Origin of the sequence: Mesorhizobium sp. L-2-11, from assembly GCF_016756595.1 — a bacterium.
Lineage (GTDB): Bacteria > Pseudomonadota > Alphaproteobacteria > Rhizobiales > Rhizobiaceae > Mesorhizobium.
This window is the reverse complement of sequence record NZ_AP023257.1, coordinates 1,007,992-1,024,741: the sequence shown is the minus strand read 5'-3', so window position 1 is coordinate 1,024,741 and position 16,750 is coordinate 1,007,992. Positions and strand designations below refer to the sequence as shown.

The 16,750-nt window shown below is 63.4% G+C and carries 14 protein-coding genes; 8 read left to right on the top strand and 6 right to left on the bottom strand.

All coding sequences use genetic code 11. The features are described from left to right. Nucleotides 1–104: 104 nt before the first annotated feature. Nucleotides 105–2,288, bottom strand: coding sequence for a primosomal protein N' (locus JG739_RS04830; protein WP_202365489.1), 2,184 nt, complete (start codon nucleotides 2,286–2,288; stop codon nucleotides 105–107). Nucleotides 2,289–2,477: 189 nt separating this feature from the next. Between JG739_RS04830 and fsa the strand changes: the two genes are divergently transcribed. Then, the gene (gene fsa, locus JG739_RS04825; RefSeq protein ID WP_202365488.1) at nucleotides 2,478–3,131 is read left to right on the top strand and encodes a fructose-6-phosphate aldolase; all 654 of its coding nucleotides are present in this window, start codon (nucleotides 2,478–2,480) and stop codon (nucleotides 3,129–3,131) included. A 92-nt stretch (nucleotides 3,132–3,223) separates the two neighbouring features. On the opposite strand, the gene lptE is transcribed toward fsa, so the two are convergent. Beyond that, complete coding sequence (gene lptE, locus JG739_RS04820) at nucleotides 3,224–3,811, bottom strand: LPS assembly lipoprotein LptE (RefSeq protein WP_202365487.1); 588 nt, start codon at nucleotides 3,809–3,811, stop codon at nucleotides 3,224–3,226. Further along, a complete protein-coding gene (leuS, locus tag JG739_RS04815) occupies nucleotides 3,798–6,422 on the bottom strand; it encodes a leucine--tRNA ligase (protein ID WP_202365486.1) in 2,625 nt (874 codons plus the stop codon). Before leuS ends, lptE begins: the two co-directional genes overlap by 14 nt. Before the next feature lie 147 nt (nucleotides 6,423–6,569). On the opposite strand from leuS, the gene JG739_RS04810 reads away from it, so the two are divergent. From JG739_RS04810 to JG739_RS04795, 4 genes are all read left to right on the top strand, one after another. Continuing rightward, nucleotides 6,570–7,232 (top strand): YggS family pyridoxal phosphate-dependent enzyme, encoded by a 663-nt coding sequence (locus JG739_RS04810; protein WP_202365485.1) that lies wholly within the window; start codon nucleotides 6,570–6,572, stop codon nucleotides 7,230–7,232. 86 nt (nucleotides 7,233–7,318) lie between these two features. Beyond that, complete coding sequence (locus JG739_RS04805) at nucleotides 7,319–7,573, top strand: type II toxin-antitoxin system Phd/YefM family antitoxin (RefSeq protein WP_202365484.1); 255 nt, start codon at nucleotides 7,319–7,321, stop codon at nucleotides 7,571–7,573. Continuing rightward, nucleotides 7,573–7,974, top strand: coding sequence for a type II toxin-antitoxin system VapC family toxin (locus JG739_RS04800; RefSeq protein ID WP_202365483.1), 402 nt, complete (start codon nucleotides 7,573–7,575; stop codon nucleotides 7,972–7,974). The genes JG739_RS04805 and JG739_RS04800 overlap by 1 nt, the downstream gene beginning before the upstream one ends. Nucleotides 7,975–8,109: 135 nt before the next feature. Then, on the top strand, nucleotides 8,110–9,159 hold the full coding sequence (locus tag JG739_RS04795) for an aldo/keto reductase (RefSeq protein WP_202365482.1): 1,050 nt from the start codon (nucleotides 8,110–8,112) through the stop codon (nucleotides 9,157–9,159). Between the two features lie 49 nt (nucleotides 9,160–9,208). On the opposite strand, the gene JG739_RS04790 is transcribed toward JG739_RS04795, so the two are convergent. Further along, a complete protein-coding gene (locus tag JG739_RS04790) occupies nucleotides 9,209–10,117 on the bottom strand; it encodes a LysR family transcriptional regulator (protein ID WP_202365481.1) in 909 nt (302 codons plus the stop codon). A gap of 137 nt (nucleotides 10,118–10,254) precedes the next feature. Between JG739_RS04790 and JG739_RS04785 the strand changes: the two genes are divergently transcribed. Both JG739_RS04785 and JG739_RS04780 read left to right on the top strand, forming a co-directional pair. Beyond that, nucleotides 10,255–11,433, top strand: a complete 1,179-nt coding sequence (locus JG739_RS04785; RefSeq protein WP_202365480.1) for an MFS transporter — start codon at nucleotides 10,255–10,257, stop codon at nucleotides 11,431–11,433. A gap of 39 nt (nucleotides 11,434–11,472) precedes the next feature. Then, a complete protein-coding gene (locus JG739_RS04780) occupies nucleotides 11,473–12,507 on the top strand; it encodes an aldo/keto reductase (protein WP_202365479.1) in 1,035 nt (344 codons plus the stop codon). Between the two features lie 172 nt (nucleotides 12,508–12,679). Here the strand turns inward: JG739_RS04780 and JG739_RS04775 are convergent, their stop codons facing one another. Beyond that, nucleotides 12,680–12,952: an usg protein gene (locus tag JG739_RS04775; protein ID WP_202365478.1), complete on the bottom strand. Its 273-nt coding sequence runs from the start codon at nucleotides 12,950–12,952 to the stop codon at nucleotides 12,680–12,682. 307 nt (nucleotides 12,953–13,259) lie between these two features. On the opposite strand from JG739_RS04775, the gene acs reads away from it, so the two are divergent. Beyond that, on the top strand, nucleotides 13,260–15,215 hold the full coding sequence (gene acs, locus JG739_RS04770; protein WP_202365477.1) for an acetate--CoA ligase: 1,956 nt from the start codon (nucleotides 13,260–13,262) through the stop codon (nucleotides 15,213–15,215). A 147-nt stretch (nucleotides 15,216–15,362) separates the two neighbouring features. Here the strand turns inward: acs and JG739_RS04765 are convergent, their stop codons facing one another. Then, on the bottom strand, nucleotides 15,363–16,631 hold the full coding sequence (locus tag JG739_RS04765; RefSeq protein WP_202365476.1) for an SAM-dependent methyltransferase: 1,269 nt from the start codon (nucleotides 16,629–16,631) through the stop codon (nucleotides 15,363–15,365). Nucleotides 16,632–16,750 lie beyond the last annotated feature (119 nt).

Genomic DNA, 16,750 nt, shown 5'->3' with positions numbered 1-16,750 from the left:
GCGCATCAACCCAGAGCGAATTCGACCGCCGCTTCGGCATCGATGCGCGTGAGGCCAAGGGTTTTCATCTCTTCACAGCTCCGGTCCAAATTGCACGGTCGGCCTCACAGAAAGCTCTGCGGGTCGATGTCGACCTGCACGCGCACCGAGCCCCGTAGCTTCGGTCCCTCGGCCAGCATGGTGCGGATGAATCCTTGCATATCGGCGCGCCGCTCGCCCTGGATCAGCAGGCGGAAGCGATGGCGGCCGCCGATCAGCGACAGCGGCGCCTCGGCCGGGCCGAGCACGAACAGGTCGGCGGCCTGGGGTGCGGCGCGCCGCAGACCCCGCGCATGGCCCTCCGCTTCCGCCCGCGTCGCCGCGCTGACGATGACGCCGGCGAGCCGGCCGAAAGGCGGCAGCACCGCCCGTTCCCGTTCAATGATCTCGCGCTGGTAAAAAGCCTCGGCGTCGCCGGAGACGATCGCCCGCATGACCGGGTGGTCGGGCTGGAAGGTCTGCAGCAGGCCCAGGCTCTTCTTGCCGGTACGGCCGGCGCGGCCGGTGACCTGGCTGAGCAGCTGAAAGGTGCGCTCGGCGGCGCGCGGATCGCCATTGGCCAGGCCGAGATCGGCGTCGACCACGCCAACCAGCGTCATGTCAGGGAAATTGTGGCCCTTGGCGACAAGCTGCGTGCCGATGACGATGTCGGCCTCGCCATTGGCGATGGCTTCAAGCTCCAGCCTCAGCCGCCGCACGCCGCCCATCAGGTCGGACGACAGGACGATGGTTCGGGCGTCGGGGAAATGCGCGACGACTTCTTCAGCGATGCGCTCGACGCCCGGCCCGCAGGCGACCAGATGGTCGAGCGTGCCGCATTCCGGGCAGGCCTCGGGCCGCCGCTCATTGTGTCCGCAATGGTGGCAGACGAGCTGGCCGCGAAAGCGGTGCTCGACCAGCCAGGCCGAGCAGACCGGGCAGCCGAAGCGATGGCCGCAGACCCGGCACAGCGTCAGCGGCGCATAGCCGCGCCGGTTGAGGAACAGCAGCGACTGCTCCTTCTTCTCCAGTGTCTGGCGCATATGGCCAAGCAGCACCGGCGACAGGAAGCCGCCGCGTGCCGGCGGGGCGCGGCGCATGTCGATCGTCTTCAGGTCGGGAAGCGCCGCCTCGGCGAAGCGCGCCGAAAGCACCGCCCTGCTATAGCGGCCCTGGCTCGCATTGACCCGGCTTTCGACCGATGGCGTCGCCGAGGCGAGCACGACCGGAAAACCGCCAATATGGCCGCGCACCACCGCCATGTCGCGGGCATTGTAGAAAACGCGGTCTTCCTGCTTGTAGGCGGGGTCGTGCTCCTCGTCGACGACGATCAGCCCAAGCTCGCTGAACGGCAAAAACAGCGCCGAACGCGCGCCGGCAACGACGCGCACGCCACCTTCCGCAACCTGCCGCCAGACACGCTCGCGCATCCTTGGCGGCAGGTCCGAATGCCATTCGGCCGGCTTGGCGCCGAACCGTTCCTGGAAGCGCTCGAGGAAGGCGTGGGTCAGCGCAATCTCCGGCAGCAGGATCAGCACCTGCTTGCCGCGGTCGAGCGCCGCGGCCACCGCTTCGAAATAGACCTCGGTCTTGCCCGATCCGGTCACCCCGTCGAGCAGCGTGACGCCGAATGCGCCGGCCGCGACACTGGTGCGCAGCATCTCGGCCGCATCGCTCTGGTCCGGCATCAGCGATGGCTGGGCGTATCCTGTGTCGGGTGCTGCGACCACCGGTCGCGGCGGGATCATGACCGTCTCGAACACGCCTTGCGCCTTCAGCCCGTCGATGACCGTCGACGACACGCCGGCCGCATGCGCCAGCCCGGATCGCGTCCAGGCGAGCCCGCCTTCGGCTGTCTCCAGAACGCGCAACCTTGCATCCGTCATCCGGTCGGGTTTGGCCAAGGTGCGTTGCAGCCCTTCGATCCACGGTTCCGGGTCGAAGGCCTCCGGCGCCCGCAGCAGCATGCGCGCCACCATGCCGGGCGGCGACAGCGTGTATTGCGCGATCCAGTCGACGAAGCGGCGCATGGCGCGGTCGATTGGCGGGCAGTCGAAGACCTGCTCGATCGGGCGCAGTTTTTTGGCATCGACCTTTTCGACGGCACCGTCCCAGACGATGCCGGCAACCTGGCGCGGTCCGAGCGGCACGCGCACGATCGAGCCCGGCACCACGCGCATGCCGGTGGGCACGGCATAGGTGTAGGGCCGCTCGGCGGGCATCGGCACCAGCACCGGTGCGGCCGCGACAAAGGGCGAATCTTCGATCATGAGGCGTGACCTTGCCCCGACTTTCGTCTAGATCAAAGTCCGACCCCAGAGGTGCATGACATGCACTAGAGCGACGTGCGTCCATCCGGACGCACAAAGTACGCTCTAGAACTTTAAACCTCGCATCGTGCTTGCCGAAAATCGATTCGATTTTCGGGCCGATGCGATAAAAATCTTCAGGAGACCGTCATGAAATTTTTTGTCGACACCGCCGACGTCAAGGAAATCCGTGAGCTGAACGATTTGGGGCTGCTCGACGGCGTTACCACCAATCCTTCGCTGATCCTCAAATCCGGCGGCAAGATCGCCGACGTGACCAGAGAAATCTGCGAGATCGTCAAGGGCCCGGTCTCGGCCGAAGTCGTCGCCACCGAATACAAGGACATGATGGCCGAGGCCAATATCCTGGCCAGGATCGCCGACAATGTCTGCATAAAAGTGCCGCTGACGCTCGACGGCCTGAGGGCCTGCAAGGACATCCGCTCGGACGGCCGCATGGTCAATGTCACGCTGTGCTTCTCGGCCACCCAGGCGCTGCTCGCCGCCAAGGCCGGCGCCTCCTTCATTTCGCCCTTCGTCGGCCGCATCGACGACAGCGGCTGGGACGGCATGGAACTGATCTCGGACATCCGCACCATCTACGACAATTATGATTTCCAGACCGAGATCCTGACCGCCTCGGTGCGCACGGTGAACCACGTCAAGCAGGCTGCATTGATAGGCGCCGACGTCATCACCGCGCCGCCGGCGACGCTGAAGGCGCTGGTCAAGCACCCGCTGACCGACAAGGGCCTGGAGCAGTTCCTCGCCGACTGGGCCAAGACCGGCCAGAAAATCGGCTGAAATCAAGACGTCGCGTTCCCGCAAAAAAGGCCGAGCAATCGGCCTTTTTCTGCGCCAGGGATAACCGGAACGTCTCGATTCAGCCGAAAAGTTTAACCCGCCACCGTCTTGCCGTGCTTGACCAGATCCTGGGCGATCGACAGGCGCAGCAGCTCCGCCAGTTCGCGCGCCGCGCGGTTCTCGGCATCGATCTGCGCCCGATAGGTGGCAAACTCCTGACGGGGCCGGTCGTAGGACGACGCTATCGAGCGCCTGCCGGTCGCGATCGTCTTGCCGGTCTTGGCGTCGGTCAGCACATAGTTCGCGGTCAGTGTCACCGTGCCCGCGGTTGGTTCGTCGTCATCGGTCGTGACCTGCACATTTGCAGCGGATTCAACAAGTTCGGTAACGCCGAGATCGAGCGAATAGGCGGGCGACGCCGGCTCGCCCGCACCCTGGCCGAGCGCGAAAATCAGATTGTTGCGGACCTGCTGGGCGTAGCGGGTGTTGACCGGCTTGACCGAAATGGACCCGAGTTCGGCAGCAGCGCCGACTTGCGAGCCGGCCGACAGCGGCGCGCTCGAATAGAGCGGGCGCACCGTGCAGGCCGAAACCAGCGCAACCGAAGCGACCAGGCCATACAGCGTGGCACGGCGCAGCAAATGCGTCACTTCTGTCTTCCTCGGATCAGGCAACGACATTGACGATCCTCTGCGGGACGATGATCACCTTGCGCGGTGCCTTACCTTCGAGCGCTTTCTGCACGAAGTCGAGAGCCAGAACCGCTTTTTCGACGGCACCTTGGTCCGCGTCGCGGGCAATTGTCAAATCGCCGCGCTTCTTGCCGTTGACCTGGACCGGCAGCACGATCTCGCTGTCGACGACAAGCGACGGATCATAGACAGGCCAGGGCCGTTCGGCGACCAGATCAGTGCCGCCGAGCGTCTGCCAGCATTCCTCGGCCAGATGCGGCATGACCGGCGCAATCAGATGCACGAGGATGTCGACGGCTTGCCGGCAGGCAGCCTGGAGCGCCGGATCGGCCTTGCCTGCGGTCGCCTCGCTAAGCGGCATGGTGAGTGCATTGGCGAGTTCGTAGATGCGGGCGATGGCGCGATTGAAGGCAAGCTTTTCGATATCCTCGCCGACCGATTTCAACGCCTTGTGCGCGGCCTTGGAAACAGTCCCTGCCTCGCCCTGCTTCGCCGCTGCCGGCTGGATTCCGGCGAGCGATTCGGCGGCCGTCGACACCAGGCGCCAGATGCGCTGGATGAAACGGTGCGCGCCGGCGGCGCCCTCGTCGGTCCATTCGACGTCACGCTCGGGTGGCGAGTCCGACAGCATGAACCAGCGCGCGGTATCGGCGCCGTAGCCGTCGGTGATCTCTTCCGGGCTCACCGTATTCTTCTTCGACTTCGACATTTTTTCAAGCGGGCCGATCACCACCTCTTCGCCGGTCGCGATTTCGATGGCGCGGCGCTTGCCGTCGACGTCCTCCAGCCGCACCTCGCTGGGCGCAAGCCAGCGGCTGTTCGAGCCACTGCCGACCCGATAGGTCTCGTGCACCACCATGCCTTGCGTGAACAGGCCCCTGAACGGCTCGGCGAGGTCGACATGGCCGGTCTCGCGCATGGCGCGGGTGAAGAAGCGCGAATAGAGCAAGTGCAAAATGGCGTGCTCGATGCCGCCAATATACTGGTCGACCGGCAGCCATTCGGTAGCTGCCTTGGGATCGGTCGGATCGTTCGCCCAGGGCGCGGTGAAGCGCGCGAAATACCACGACGAATCGACGAACGTGTCCATCGTGTCGGTTTCGCGGCGTGCATCCTTGCCGCATTGCGGGCATTTGACGTGCCGCCAGGTCGGATGGCGGTCGAGCGGATTGCCCGGCCGGTCGAACTCGATGTCGTCCGGCAGCCTGACCGGCAGGTCCGCCTTCGGCACCGGCACGACGCCGCAATCCTCGCAATGGATCATCGGGATCGGACAGCCCCAGTAGCGCTGGCGCGAAATGCCCCAGTCGCGCAGGCGGAAGTTGACCTTGCGCTCGGCCATCGGCCGGTTGCCGATGGTCTTTTGTTCCAGCAGCTTCGCCACCTCGTCGAACGCCCGATCAGGCTTCATGCCGTCGAGGAAGCGCGAATTGATCATCACCCCATCGCCGACATAGGCTTCCTCGATGATCTGGAAGTTTCCCTGGATCTCGCCTTCCGGCATCACCACCGGAATGACCGGCAGGCCATATCTGTTAGCAAAATCGAGGTCGCGCTGGTCACCGGACGGGCAGCCGAAGATGGCGCCGGTGCCGTACTCCATCAGCACGAAATTGGCGACATAGACAGGCAGCGTCCAGTTCGCGTCGAATGGATGGACGACACGGATGCCTGTATCGAAGCCCTTCTTCTCGGCCGTCTCCAGTGCCGCCACCGACGTGCCCATGTGATGGACTTCATCGATGAACTTTGCCAGCGCCGGATTGCTTTCGGCAGCCTTCTTGGCAAGCGGATGATCAGCTGCGACCGCCATGAAGGAGGCGCCGAAGATGGTGTCCGGCCGCGTCGTGTAGACTTCCAACTCATGCTCGCCAGCAATCGGCTCGGCCAGCGGCCAGCGGATCAGCAGGCCTTCCGAGCGGCCGATCCAGTTCGCCTGCATCAGCTTGACTTTTTCCGGCCATTCGTCGAGGCCCTCCAGCGAGTCCAGCAGATCCTGCGCATAGTCGGTGATCTTGAAGAACCACTGCGTCAGCTCGCGCTGTTCGACCAGCGCGCCCGAGCGCCAGCCGCGTCCGTCGATGACCTGCTCGTTGGCAAGCACCGTCATGTCCTCCGGATCCCAGTTGACCCTGGAGGATTTGCGAGTCACCAGCCCCTTCTCGACGAAATCGAGGAACAGCATCTGCTGGCGGTGGTAGTAGTCGACATCGCAGGTGGCGAATTCGCGTGCCCAATCGAGCGACAGGCCCATGACCTTGAGCTGCTCGCGCATGGCGGCGATGTTCTGATAGGTCCAGTCCTTGGGATGGACCTTGTTCTGCATCGCCGCGTTCTCGGCCGGCATGCCGAAGGCGTCCCAGCCCATCGGGTGCAGCACGTTGAAACCCTTGGCCCGCTTATAGCGCGCCACCACGTCGCCCATCGTGTAGTTGCGGGTATGGCCGATATGGATGCGCCCCGACGGATAGGGGAACATCTCGAGCACGTAGTATTTCGGACGCGGGTCGTCGTTGTCAGCCTCGAACAGCTGCTTGGCGTCCCAGGCCTTCTGCCATTTGGGCTCTGATGCGCGCGGATTGTATCGTTCGGTTGCCATCGGGTGTTTTTCACTTAAAAAGCATGCGCGAACAGCCGGACATGCCCGGCGGTCGAGGTAAATGTCGTCGCGGTGTTCACCATGGATTGCCGGACCCGTCAACTGCGACGCCCCGGTGAGGATAGAAACTTAGGGACGGATATAGGCATGGCGAGCGCCGTCGAACAGTATTTCACGGTCAAGGCGAGGATCGCCGCCGCCGAGCGCGAGGCAAGACGTCAAGCCGGCGCGGTGGCGCTGGTCGCGGTCTCGAAGACCTTCAGCTCAAACGATATCCGCCCGGTCATCGAGGCCGGGCAGCGCGTCTTCGGCGAGAACCGCGTCCAGGAAGCACAAGCCAAATGGCCGGCGCTGAAGCAAGCCTTCCCCGACATCGAGCTGCATCTGATCGGTCCGCTGCAATCGAACAAGGCGAAGGAAGCGGTCGCGCTGTTCGACGTCATCGAGACGGTCGATCGCGAAAAGATCGCCGCCGAACTCGCCAAGGAAATCGCCAGACAAGGCCGGTCGCCAAAACTCTATGTTCAGGTCAACACCGGCTCGGAACCACAAAAAGCCGGCATCGAACCGCGCGAAGCCGTACCCTTCGTTACGCGCTGCCGCGAGGTCCATGGCCTCGCCATCGAGGGCCTGATGTGCATCCCGCCGGCCGACGAGAACCCCGGCCCGCATTTCGCGCTGCTGGAAAAGCTCAGCGCGGAGGCAGGGGTGGAGGAGCTTTCGATGGGCATGTCCGGCGACTACGAAACCGCGATCGCCTTCGGCGCAACCAGCGTCAGGGTCGGCTCGGCGATCTTCGGCAGCCGCTAGCGGACATTTCGTTTGGCGGCAATTTAGCGATCAGCCTTGATAGTCGGGCTCGTCAGGATTATAGCTAGCCAAGCTAGCTAGCAGCCATGGCCTGGCATCTTCAGGATGCGAAAAACAACTTTTCCAAAGTGGTTCAGCGCGCGCGCAGCGAGGGGCCGCAGACGGTGACCCTGCGTGGCAAGCGCGCGGCCGTGGTGCTTTCTGCCGAAGACTATGACCGCTTGTCGGGAAAAAGGAAGTCACTGGCAGAATATCTTCTGACCGGTCCCGTCTGGGATGATGATTTCGCCGAGGAGGTCAACCGTCGCTCGGATACAATGATCCGCGACATCGACCTCTGATGTACCTGCTCGACACGAACATAGTTTCGGATGTGGAACGACGCTTGCCCAATCCGACCGCCTGGCTGGCTTCGGTGGATCCGGCTTCGGTCAATCTCAGTGTCATCACGCTTGGGGAGATCGAACGCGGGATCGTCAAGCTGCGCAAGGTCGATCCCGAACGGGCAACACGCCTCGATCTGTGGTTGCGAGAGCTTCGGCGCGACAATGCCGACCGCATCCTTGCGGTTACTGAAGAAGTAGCGTTGTCGTGGGGTCGCATTTCGGCTGGCCGCACACGCGGCAGCGCCGACACGCTGATCGCCGCCACAGCTTTTGTCCACGACCTCATTCTGGTTACGCGCAACGTCACCGACTTCGACGATACCGGGGTGACGGTCCTCAATCCTTGGACAATCTGAACGTTCCCCACTACGACGGATCGTCGGGTCGCGGAACTTGGTCCAGAAACCTCCAGGCCGCTACGCCAACAAGTGGAAACGAAACGTATCGTTCCTATATCGACAGGGTTATTCGAAACTTTTCGGAGCCGCACCATGCGTTATAGTCAACTTGGAAACACGGGGATGTTTGTCTCCGAACTTTGTCTCGGCACCATGACCTTCGGCGCCGCCGAGCAAAACAACCAATGGGGCCTGATCGCCAGCCTCGACCAGGATGGCGTCGACAGGATCGTCCAGCGCTCGCTCGCCGCCGGCATCAATTTCTTCGACACGGCGGATGTCTATTCCTTCGGCGTATCGGAACGGCTTCTCGGCCAGTCGCTGCGCAATCTCGGCATCAAGCGGCAGGACGTGGTCATCGCCACCAAGGTCCATGGCGCCATGGGCGACGGCCCGAACCAGCGCGGCTCCTCGCGCGGCCACATCATGGATTCGGTCGAGGGCAGTCTGGAGCGGCTGCAACTGGACCATATCGATCTCTACCAGCTGCACGGCACCGACGCGGTGACGCCGATCGACGAGACGCTGCGGGCGCTCGACGATCTGGTTGCCAGCGGCAAGGTCCGGTATGTCGGCGTCTCGAACTGGGCGGCCTGGCGCATCGCCAAGGCATTGGGCATCGCCGAACGCAAGGGCTTTGCCCGTTTTGAGACGGTCCAGTCCTACTATTCGATCGCCGGCCGCGATCTGGAGCGCGAGATCGTTCCGTTGCTCGACGAGGAGAAGCTTGGGCTGATGGTCTGGTCGCCGATGGCGGGCGGGCTGCTTTCCGGCAAATACGGGCCCGGCGCGCCCGGCAATGGCGAGGGCCGCCGCGCCAGCTTCAATTTCCCGCCGGTCAATGAAGACCGCGCCTGGGCGGCGGTCGCCGCCATGCGCGAGATCGCCGGCAAGCACGGCGTCAGCGTCGCCACGGTAGCGCTTGGCTATGTGCTGGCCAAGCCTTTTGTGATGAGCGTGATCATCGGCGCCAGCCGCATGGAGCAGCTCGAACAGAACCTTGCCGCCACCGAGTTGAAGCTCGACAGCGACGATCTTGCTCGTCTCGACGAGGTCAGCGCGCTGCCATCCGAATATCCGGCCTGGATGCTCGAGCGCCAGGCGGCTGGCCGGCGTCCGGCGCCCTTTGCGCCGAAAAAGTAAATCTCATCTTCGATTTCGGGAGCCGGCGGGCTCCCGATCTTTTTTGGGCTCAGCTCAGCCGGACCGTCTCGACCAGAAAGTCGAGAAAGGCCCGCACTCGCGCCGGCAAATGTTTGCCCTGGCCGACGTAAACAGCGTGGGTAAGCTCCTCGTCGCCAGGGTTGAAGTCCTCCAGAAGCGGGACCAGCCGGCCGGCGGCGATGTCGGGCTCGACATGCCAGCGCGCCAGCCGGGCGATGCCAGTGCCCGAAAGCGCCATCAGCCGCATCGCCTCGCCGTCGCTGACCAGCGCATTTCCGGTGATCGGGACGAGAACGACCTCGCCGGCCGCACCGACGAAGGGCCAGCCGTCGACGTGGCGAACGAAGCAGAAGCCCATCCGGTTGTGACGATCGAGATCGGCCGGCGTTTGGAGCGCGCCATGCGTCCGGATGTAGGATGGCGCGGCGACGACGACCAGCCGGCTCTGCCCGAGCTTGCGCGCCACCAAACGTGATTCGCCGAGCGGTCCGGCGCGGATCGCGACATCGGCGCGCTCCTCCATCAGGTCGATGACATTGTCGGTCAAAACCAGATCGACGGCGATTTCCGGATAGCGTTCGAGAAAGCGCGGCAAGAGCGGGATCAGCCGGTGCTGCCCGAACGGCACGTAGCTGTTGACCCTTAGCCGGCCGCGTGGCGCAGCACCGGCCGCCGCCTCGCGCTCGGCTGCCGCCATGTCGGCCAGGATGCGCATGCCGCTGTCGAAGAAGGCCGCGCCTTCTGGAGTCAATTGCAGCTTGCGCGTCGAACGGCTGATCAGCCGCGCGCCAAGCCGGGCCTCAAGCCGCGCAATCAGCTTGCTTACCGCCGACGGTGTCATCCGCAGCATCCGCGCCGCAGCCGAAAAACTGCCCGCTTCGACGACACGGACAAACACTTCGATCTCGCCGGAGCGGTTGATGTCAGGCCTCGCCATTCGTGAATCTATTTCACAGACAATGTGCCCGACGCAAGGCTGGTTCACAGCACATGGCAACACGATCTTCCCCGTCGGGGCGCAGGAGGATACGGCGTCCTGTCGTCAAAACTGCTGTCATCGAAGTGGGAACCGCGATGCCTCTTGCTCTTTATGCTCTCGCCGCCGGTGCGTTCGGCATCGGTGTCACCGAATTCGTCATCATGGGCCTGCTGCTCGACGTCAGCACCGATCTCGGCGTCTCGATTTCGACCGCCGGCCAGCTGATCTCCGGCTATGCGCTGGGCGTCGTCATCGGCGCGCCGCTGCTGACGATCGCCACCGGCCGCTGGCCGCGCAAGACCGTGCTTCTGGCGCTGATGGCGGTCTTCACGCTGGGCAACCTCGCCTGCGCGCTGGCCCCCGACTACTGGACGCTGATGGCTGCCCGCGTGCTGACCGCCTTCGCCCACGGCACCTTCTTCGGCGTTGGTTCGGTCGTTGCGACCGGGCTGGTGGCTCCCAACAAAAAGGCCTCGGCGATCGCCCTGATGTTCACCGGCCTGACCATCGCCAATATCCTCGGCGTGCCCTTCGGCACCTGGCTCGGTCAGGCCTTCGGCTGGCGGGCGACCTTCTGGGCGGTAACCCTGGTCGGCATCGTCGCCTTCGCCATCATTCTCCTGCTGGTGCCGCGCAGCCCGGCAGCGCTGGAAAAGAGCGACCTGCGCGGCGATCTCGCCGTGCTCGGCCGCGCGCCGGTTCTGCTTGGCTTCGCCGTCACCGTACTGGGCTATGCCGGTGTCTTCGCCGTCTTCACCTATATCGCCCCCTTGCTGACCGAGATCACCGGTTTTGCGGAAGCAGCGGTGTCGCCGATCCTGCTTGTCTTCGGCGGCGGCCTCATCGCCGGTAATCTCGCCGGCGGCAAGTTCGCCGACCGCTGGCTGGTGCCTTCCGTCCTCGGCAGTCTCGTTGTGCTGGCGCTGGTGCTCGGCACGATGACCTTCGCCCTGCACAGCCGGGCGATGGCCGTCATCTATGTCGGCCTGCTCGGCGCCGCCGCCTTCGCCACCGTAGCGCCGCTGCAGATGTGGGTGCTGGAAAAGGCTGAAGGCGCCGGCCAAAGCCTCGCCTCGTCCTTCAACATCGCCGCCTTCAACCTCGGCAACGCCGCCGGCGCCTGGCTCGGCGGCATGATCATCGCCCATGGCCCCGGCCTTGGCGCCGTCACCTGGGTCGCCGCCCTGCTGCCGCTCTCGGCGCTCGCCGTGGCGGCGCTGGCGCTGCGCCTCGATCGCCCGACGCTTGGAGAACCGGCATCTGCCCGCTCGTAGCAAACTGACGAACCCCTTAGACATCACAGGAGAAAAAAGATGGATTATCGACGTCTTGGCGCCTCGGGCCTGAAGGTCCCGGCGCTCTCGTTCGGCGCTGGAACTTTCGGCGGTTCGGGGCCGCTGTTCGGCGCCTGGGGCAACAGCGATGCGACGGAAGCGCGGCGGCTGCTCGACATCTGCCTGGAGGCCGGCGTCAACCTGTTCGACACCGCCGACGTCTACTCGAACGGCGCCTCCGAGGAAGTGCTCGGCGCGGCGATCAAGGGCCGCCGTGACGCCGTGCTGATCTCGACCAAGACCTCGCTGCCGATGGGCGACGGACCCAACGATGCCGGCTCCTCCCGTTCGCGCCTCATCAATGCGGTCGAGGACGCGCTGAAGCGTCTCGGCACCGATTACATCGACCTGCTGCAGCTGCATGCTTTCGATGCCGCAACGCCGATCGAGGAGGTACTGTCGACGCTGGACAGTCTCGTGCGCGCCGGCAAGCTGCGCTATGTCGGCGTCTCCAACTTTTCCGGCTGGCAGGTGATGAAATCGCTCGGCCTGGCGGACAAGCACGGCTACCCGCGCTACGTCGCCCATCAGGTCTATTATTCGCTGGTCGGGCGCGACTATGAATGGGAGTTGATGCCGCTCGGCCTCGACCAAGGCGTTGGCGCGCTGGTGTGGAGCCCGCTCGGCTGGGGCCGCCTGACCGGAAAAATCCGCCGCGGCGAGCCACTGCCGGAAAAAAGCCGGCTGCACGACACCGCAAGCTTCGGGCCGCCGGTCGAAGACGAGTTGCTCTACAGGGTTGTCGATGCGCTCGAAGCCGTGGCCAGCGAAACCGGCAAGACCGTGCCGCAGATCGCCATCAACTGGTTGCTGCAGCGGCCGACCGTCGCCTCCGTCATAATTGGCGCGCGCAACGAGGATCAGCTGCGCCAGAACCTCGGCGCCGTCGGTTGGTCATTGACATCAGACCAGATCAAGACACTCGACGCGGCAAGCGCGGTGACCGCAGCCTATCCATATTTTCCGTATCGCCGGCAGGAGGGTTTTGCCCGGCTGAGCCCGCCTGCGGTCTGACCCGGTTCGATACCTTAAACGCCCGGCGACAGGGCATGTTGAGATTCAGGTCAGGCCGCGCCGAGAATGGTGGCTTCCGAGAACCGGAGCGCAGCATACTTAAAGTACGTGAGCACCGGAAGCGCAGGAAGCCGCCATTCGCAGGCCGGCCTCACCTGAATATCGACATGCCCTAGTGCAGCATGAACTCGCCGTCGACCTTGTGCCACTCGTTGGGCGCGATCAGCTTTTGGTGGGTATAGCTCACCGAATGCAGCGGACCATCGAGCTTGGTCTGCCAGAACTCGATGAACCGGATCAGCACCGGAAATTTCGGAGCGATGTCGTAGTCCTGCCAGATGAAGCTCTGCAGCAGATGCGGATGATCGGGAAAATGATAAAGAATCTTGGCCGTGGTCAAGCCGTAGCCCTTGAGCATCAGGTCCATTTCGGAATGGTCGCGCATTGCGGTCCCCTGGTTGATTCTCCTTCCTCCCATTTGAAATTGTGCGCGCAATTTGCTTAATCGTCTATTGATATTTCGTAGGTAGTTGCCAGATTTACGACGTAAAAACATGCAGTTAGCAGCGATCATGGTCGAGTGCTGATAGCGGCGAAAACGACGTCTGCGGCATCCCGCCGCGCGAATCCAACGTCTAATGTTGCCGTCACCGCGGAACTGTTAATAATGCGCGCGAATTCGCGGCCGCATCGCCGCGATGCCGCCGGCGGTCAAGCCGGGCGGCCTGGTTTCGGGAGGAAGGCAAAAAGATATGTCCGAGGTTCATGTCCATCGCGTCCAGCCGGCGTGGAAGAAGAATGCGCTGATCGACAATGACACCTATTTGAAATGGTACGCCGACAGCGTGAAGAACCCGGACAAATTCTGGGGAAAGCACGGCAAGCGCATCGACTGGTTCAAGCCCTACAGCAAGGTCAAGAACACCTCCTTCGACGGTAAGGTCTCGATCAAATGGTTCGAGGATGGCGAGACCAATGTTTCGTGGAACTGCATCGACCGGCATCTGAAGAAGCGCGGCGATCAGACTGCCATCATCTGGGAAGGCGACAATCCCTACGACGACAGGAAAATCACCTATAACGAGCTCTACGCGCATGTCTGCCGGCTCGCCAATGTGATGAAGAAGCACGGCGTCAGGAAGGGCGACCGCGTCACCATCTACATGCCGATGATCCCGGAAGCCGCCTATGCGATGCTTGCCTGCACACGCATCGGCGCCATCCATTCGGTGGTCTTCGGCGGCTTCTCACCCGACGCGCTGGCCGGCCGCATCGACGACTGCAAATCAAGCTTCGTCATCACCGCCGACGAGGGCCTGCGCGGCGGCAAGCCGATCCCGCTGAAGGACAACACCGACAAGGCGATAGAGATCGCCGCCAAGGCCGGAACGAAAGTCGAAAAGGTCGTCGTCGTGCGCCGCACTGGCGGCAAGACCGGCTGGGTGGCCGGACGCGACGTCTGGTATCACGACGAGGTCGCAACGGTTAAGGCGGAATGCAAGCCGGAGAAGATGAAGGCCGAGGACCCGCTGTTCATCCTCTACACATCGGGCTCGACCGGCAAGCCGAAGGGCGTTCTGCATACCACGGCCGGCTATCTCGTCTACGTCTCGATGACCCACCAATATGTCTTCGACTACCATGACGGCGACATCTACTGGTGCACCGCCGATGTCGGCTGGGTCACCGGCCACAGCTATATCGTCTACGGGCCGCTCGCCAACGGCGCCACCACGCTGATGTTCGAAGGCGTGCCGAACTATCCCTCGCAATCCCGCTTCTGGGAGGTCATCGACAAGCACAAGGTCAACATCTTCTACACCGCGCCGACGGCGTTGCGTGCGCTGATGGGCGCCGGCGACACCCATGTCACCAAAACCTCGCGCAAATCGCTGCGCGTGCTCGGCACGGTCGGCGAGCCGATCAATCCGGAAGCCTGGGAGTGGTATTTCAATGTCGTCGGTAACGGCAAGGTGCCGATTGTCGACACCTGGTGGCAGACCGAGACCGGCGGCATCCTGATAGCGCCGCTGCCCGGCGCCACCCCGCTTAAGGCGGGTTCCGCGACGCGGCCGTTCTTCGGCGTCAAGCCGCAACTGGTCGACGGCGACGGCAACGTGCTGGAAGGCGTTGCCAGCGGCAACCTCTGCATCGCCGATTCGTGGCCGGGCCAGATGCGCACTGTCTATGGCGACCACGAGCGCTTCGTGCAGACTTATTTTTCGACCTACAAGGGCAAGTATTTTACCGGTGATGGCTGCCGCCGCGACGCCGACGGCTATTACTGGATCACCGGCCGCGTCGACGACGTCATCAACGTCTCCGGCCATCGCATGGGCACGGCCGAGGTCGAATCCGCGCTGGTTTCGCACGACAAAGTCTCGGAAGCCGCCGTCGTCGGCTATCCGCACGACATCAAGGGCCAGGGCATCTACTGCTACGTCACATTGATGGCTGGCGAGAATCCGAACGAGGAACTGCGCAAGGAACTTGTCGCCCATGTCCGCAAGGACATCGGCGCCATCGCCACGCCCGACAAGATCCAATTCGCTCCGGGCCTGCCGAAAACCCGCTCTGGCAAGATCATGCGTCGCATCCTGCGCAAGATCGCCGAGGACGATTTTGCCGCACTCGGCGATACCTCGACGCTGGCCGACCCGGCGGTCGTCGACGACCTCATCGCCAACCGGCAGAACAAGAGGATCTGATGTAGGGCCCGTGTCGGGGTGGGGCGATTTGATGCGGTTCGTTTAGTCGGTGCAGAATATTTGAGATGTAGCCGGGACAGCGCCCCCTCTGTCCGGCGACAAAAGGGGGGCGCGAAGGATCGCTGCAGAACGCAATACGTGTGCTGATCACCGATAAAGATCTGCCCGCGTCGGCGGCAGTCCGCTCGGGCCCCGCGCGCGCTTGGTGACGACGGTTTGGAAAACCTGCGCCGAGGCGCGTTCGAAAGTGATCGAACAGCCGGTGAGATAAAGCAGCCAGAGGCGCGCCTTGGCTTCGCCGACCTCGGCGATCGCTTCGTCGAAGCGGGCGTGGAGGCGCTCGGCCCACAGACGGCAGGTGCGGGCGTAGTGCTCGCGCAAATTCTCGACATCGTAGACGAGGAACCCGTGCGCCTCGAGATTGCCGAGGGTCATGCCGATCGTATCGAGCTCGCCGCCGGGAAAGATGTATTTGATCAGCGCCTTGAATTCCGGGCCCTTGCGCAAGGTCTTCTTGATGCTGCCCTTGTCGCGCCGGGTGATGGCGTGGTGCAGATAGACGCCGCCCGGCTTGAGCAGGCGATGAATGGTCGAGAAATAGGCGGCGTGGTTGGCCAGCCCGAGATGCTCGAACATGCCGATCGACGAGATCTTGTCGAAGGAGCCGGACAGCTCGGCATAGGACTTTATCTCGATGGTGATGCGATCCTCCAGTCCCTCAGCACGGATGCGCTCGCGGGCGAGCTCAGTCTGGGCTTGCGACAGCGAGACGCCATGGCCTACGACGCCGTAGTTTTTCGCGGCATGGATGAGCATGGCTCCCCAGCCGCAGCCGATGTCGAGCAGCTTTTCGCCCGGCTTCAGCCGGAGCTTGCGGCAGATATGATCGAGCTTGTCTTTCTGCGCCTGGTCGATGCCGTTGGTGAAATCGGTGAAATAGCCGCAGCTATAGACCATGCGTTCATCGAGGAAGAGCCGGTAGAAGGCGTTCGAAATATCGTAGTGATGCTGGATCGCTTGCCTGTTCGACCCGCTGACGAAGGGGTTGCGCCCGGAAAGGTCGGTCCGCGCCGTCATCTGCTTTCGCGAAAACAGCACGGCCGGCAGGTCGCGCAGGACCGCGAGCTTGGGCAACGACTTCAGCTTCGTCCTGAGCTTGCCGTTCGCAGGCAGAGCGTAGAAATCGAACAGCGACCCGTCTTCCACGTCGATGGTCTTGGAGATCCACATTTCGATCAGCGTCGAGAGGTTGGGCCGGCGCATCACCTGCCAGACGATGTCCTGGTCGTTGATGGTGACCACCGGGCCGGTGGCGGGGCCGATTCGCTCGCCGTTCCACAGCCTGACCGCGAAACCCGGCTTCAACGTCTCGATAACTGTTCGAACGATCCGTGCGGCTCTGTCGGCTGCCTCCATCCCCGTCCTTCCTACTCATCCCGCTGGTCCGGCAGCGACTTTGCCTGTCCGATCTGATAGCCGCAAGCGGTTAGCGGCAAGCCCACACCGCATTTTCACGATGGCGCCTTGCCATTTGC

Excerpts from the sequence above, each read along its gene's own strand:
- JG739_RS04830 (WP_202365489.1), bottom strand. The coding sequence starts at position 2,288 with ATGATCGAAGATTCGCCCTTTGTCGCGGCCGCACCGGTGCTGGTGCCG.
- fsa (WP_202365488.1), top strand. The coding sequence starts at position 2,478 with ATGAAATTTTTTGTCGACACCGCCGACGTCAAGGAAATCCGTGAGCTG.
- lptE (WP_202365487.1), bottom strand. The coding sequence starts at position 3,811 with ATGTCGTTGCCTGATCCGAGGAAGACAGAAGTGACGCATTTGCTGCGC.
- leuS (WP_202365486.1), bottom strand. The coding sequence starts at position 6,422 with ATGGCAACCGAACGATACAATCCGCGCGCATCAGAGCCCAAATGGCAG.
- JG739_RS04810 (WP_202365485.1), top strand. The coding sequence starts at position 6,570 with ATGGCGAGCGCCGTCGAACAGTATTTCACGGTCAAGGCGAGGATCGCC.
- JG739_RS04805 (WP_202365484.1), top strand. The coding sequence starts at position 7,319 with ATGGCCTGGCATCTTCAGGATGCGAAAAACAACTTTTCCAAAGTGGTT.
- JG739_RS04800 (WP_202365483.1), top strand. The coding sequence starts at position 7,573 with ATGTACCTGCTCGACACGAACATAGTTTCGGATGTGGAACGACGCTTG.
- JG739_RS04795 (WP_202365482.1), top strand. The coding sequence starts at position 8,110 with ATGCGTTATAGTCAACTTGGAAACACGGGGATGTTTGTCTCCGAACTT.
- JG739_RS04790 (WP_202365481.1), bottom strand. The coding sequence starts at position 10,117 with ATGGCGAGGCCTGACATCAACCGCTCCGGCGAGATCGAAGTGTTTGTC.
- JG739_RS04785 (WP_202365480.1), top strand. The coding sequence starts at position 10,255 with ATGCCTCTTGCTCTTTATGCTCTCGCCGCCGGTGCGTTCGGCATCGGT.
- JG739_RS04780 (WP_202365479.1), top strand. The coding sequence starts at position 11,473 with ATGGATTATCGACGTCTTGGCGCCTCGGGCCTGAAGGTCCCGGCGCTC.
- JG739_RS04775 (WP_202365478.1), bottom strand. The coding sequence starts at position 12,952 with ATGCGCGACCATTCCGAAATGGACCTGATGCTCAAGGGCTACGGCTTG.
- acs (WP_202365477.1), top strand. The coding sequence starts at position 13,260 with ATGTCCGAGGTTCATGTCCATCGCGTCCAGCCGGCGTGGAAGAAGAAT.
- JG739_RS04765 (WP_202365476.1), bottom strand. The coding sequence starts at position 16,631 with ATGGAGGCAGCCGACAGAGCCGCACGGATCGTTCGAACAGTTATCGAG.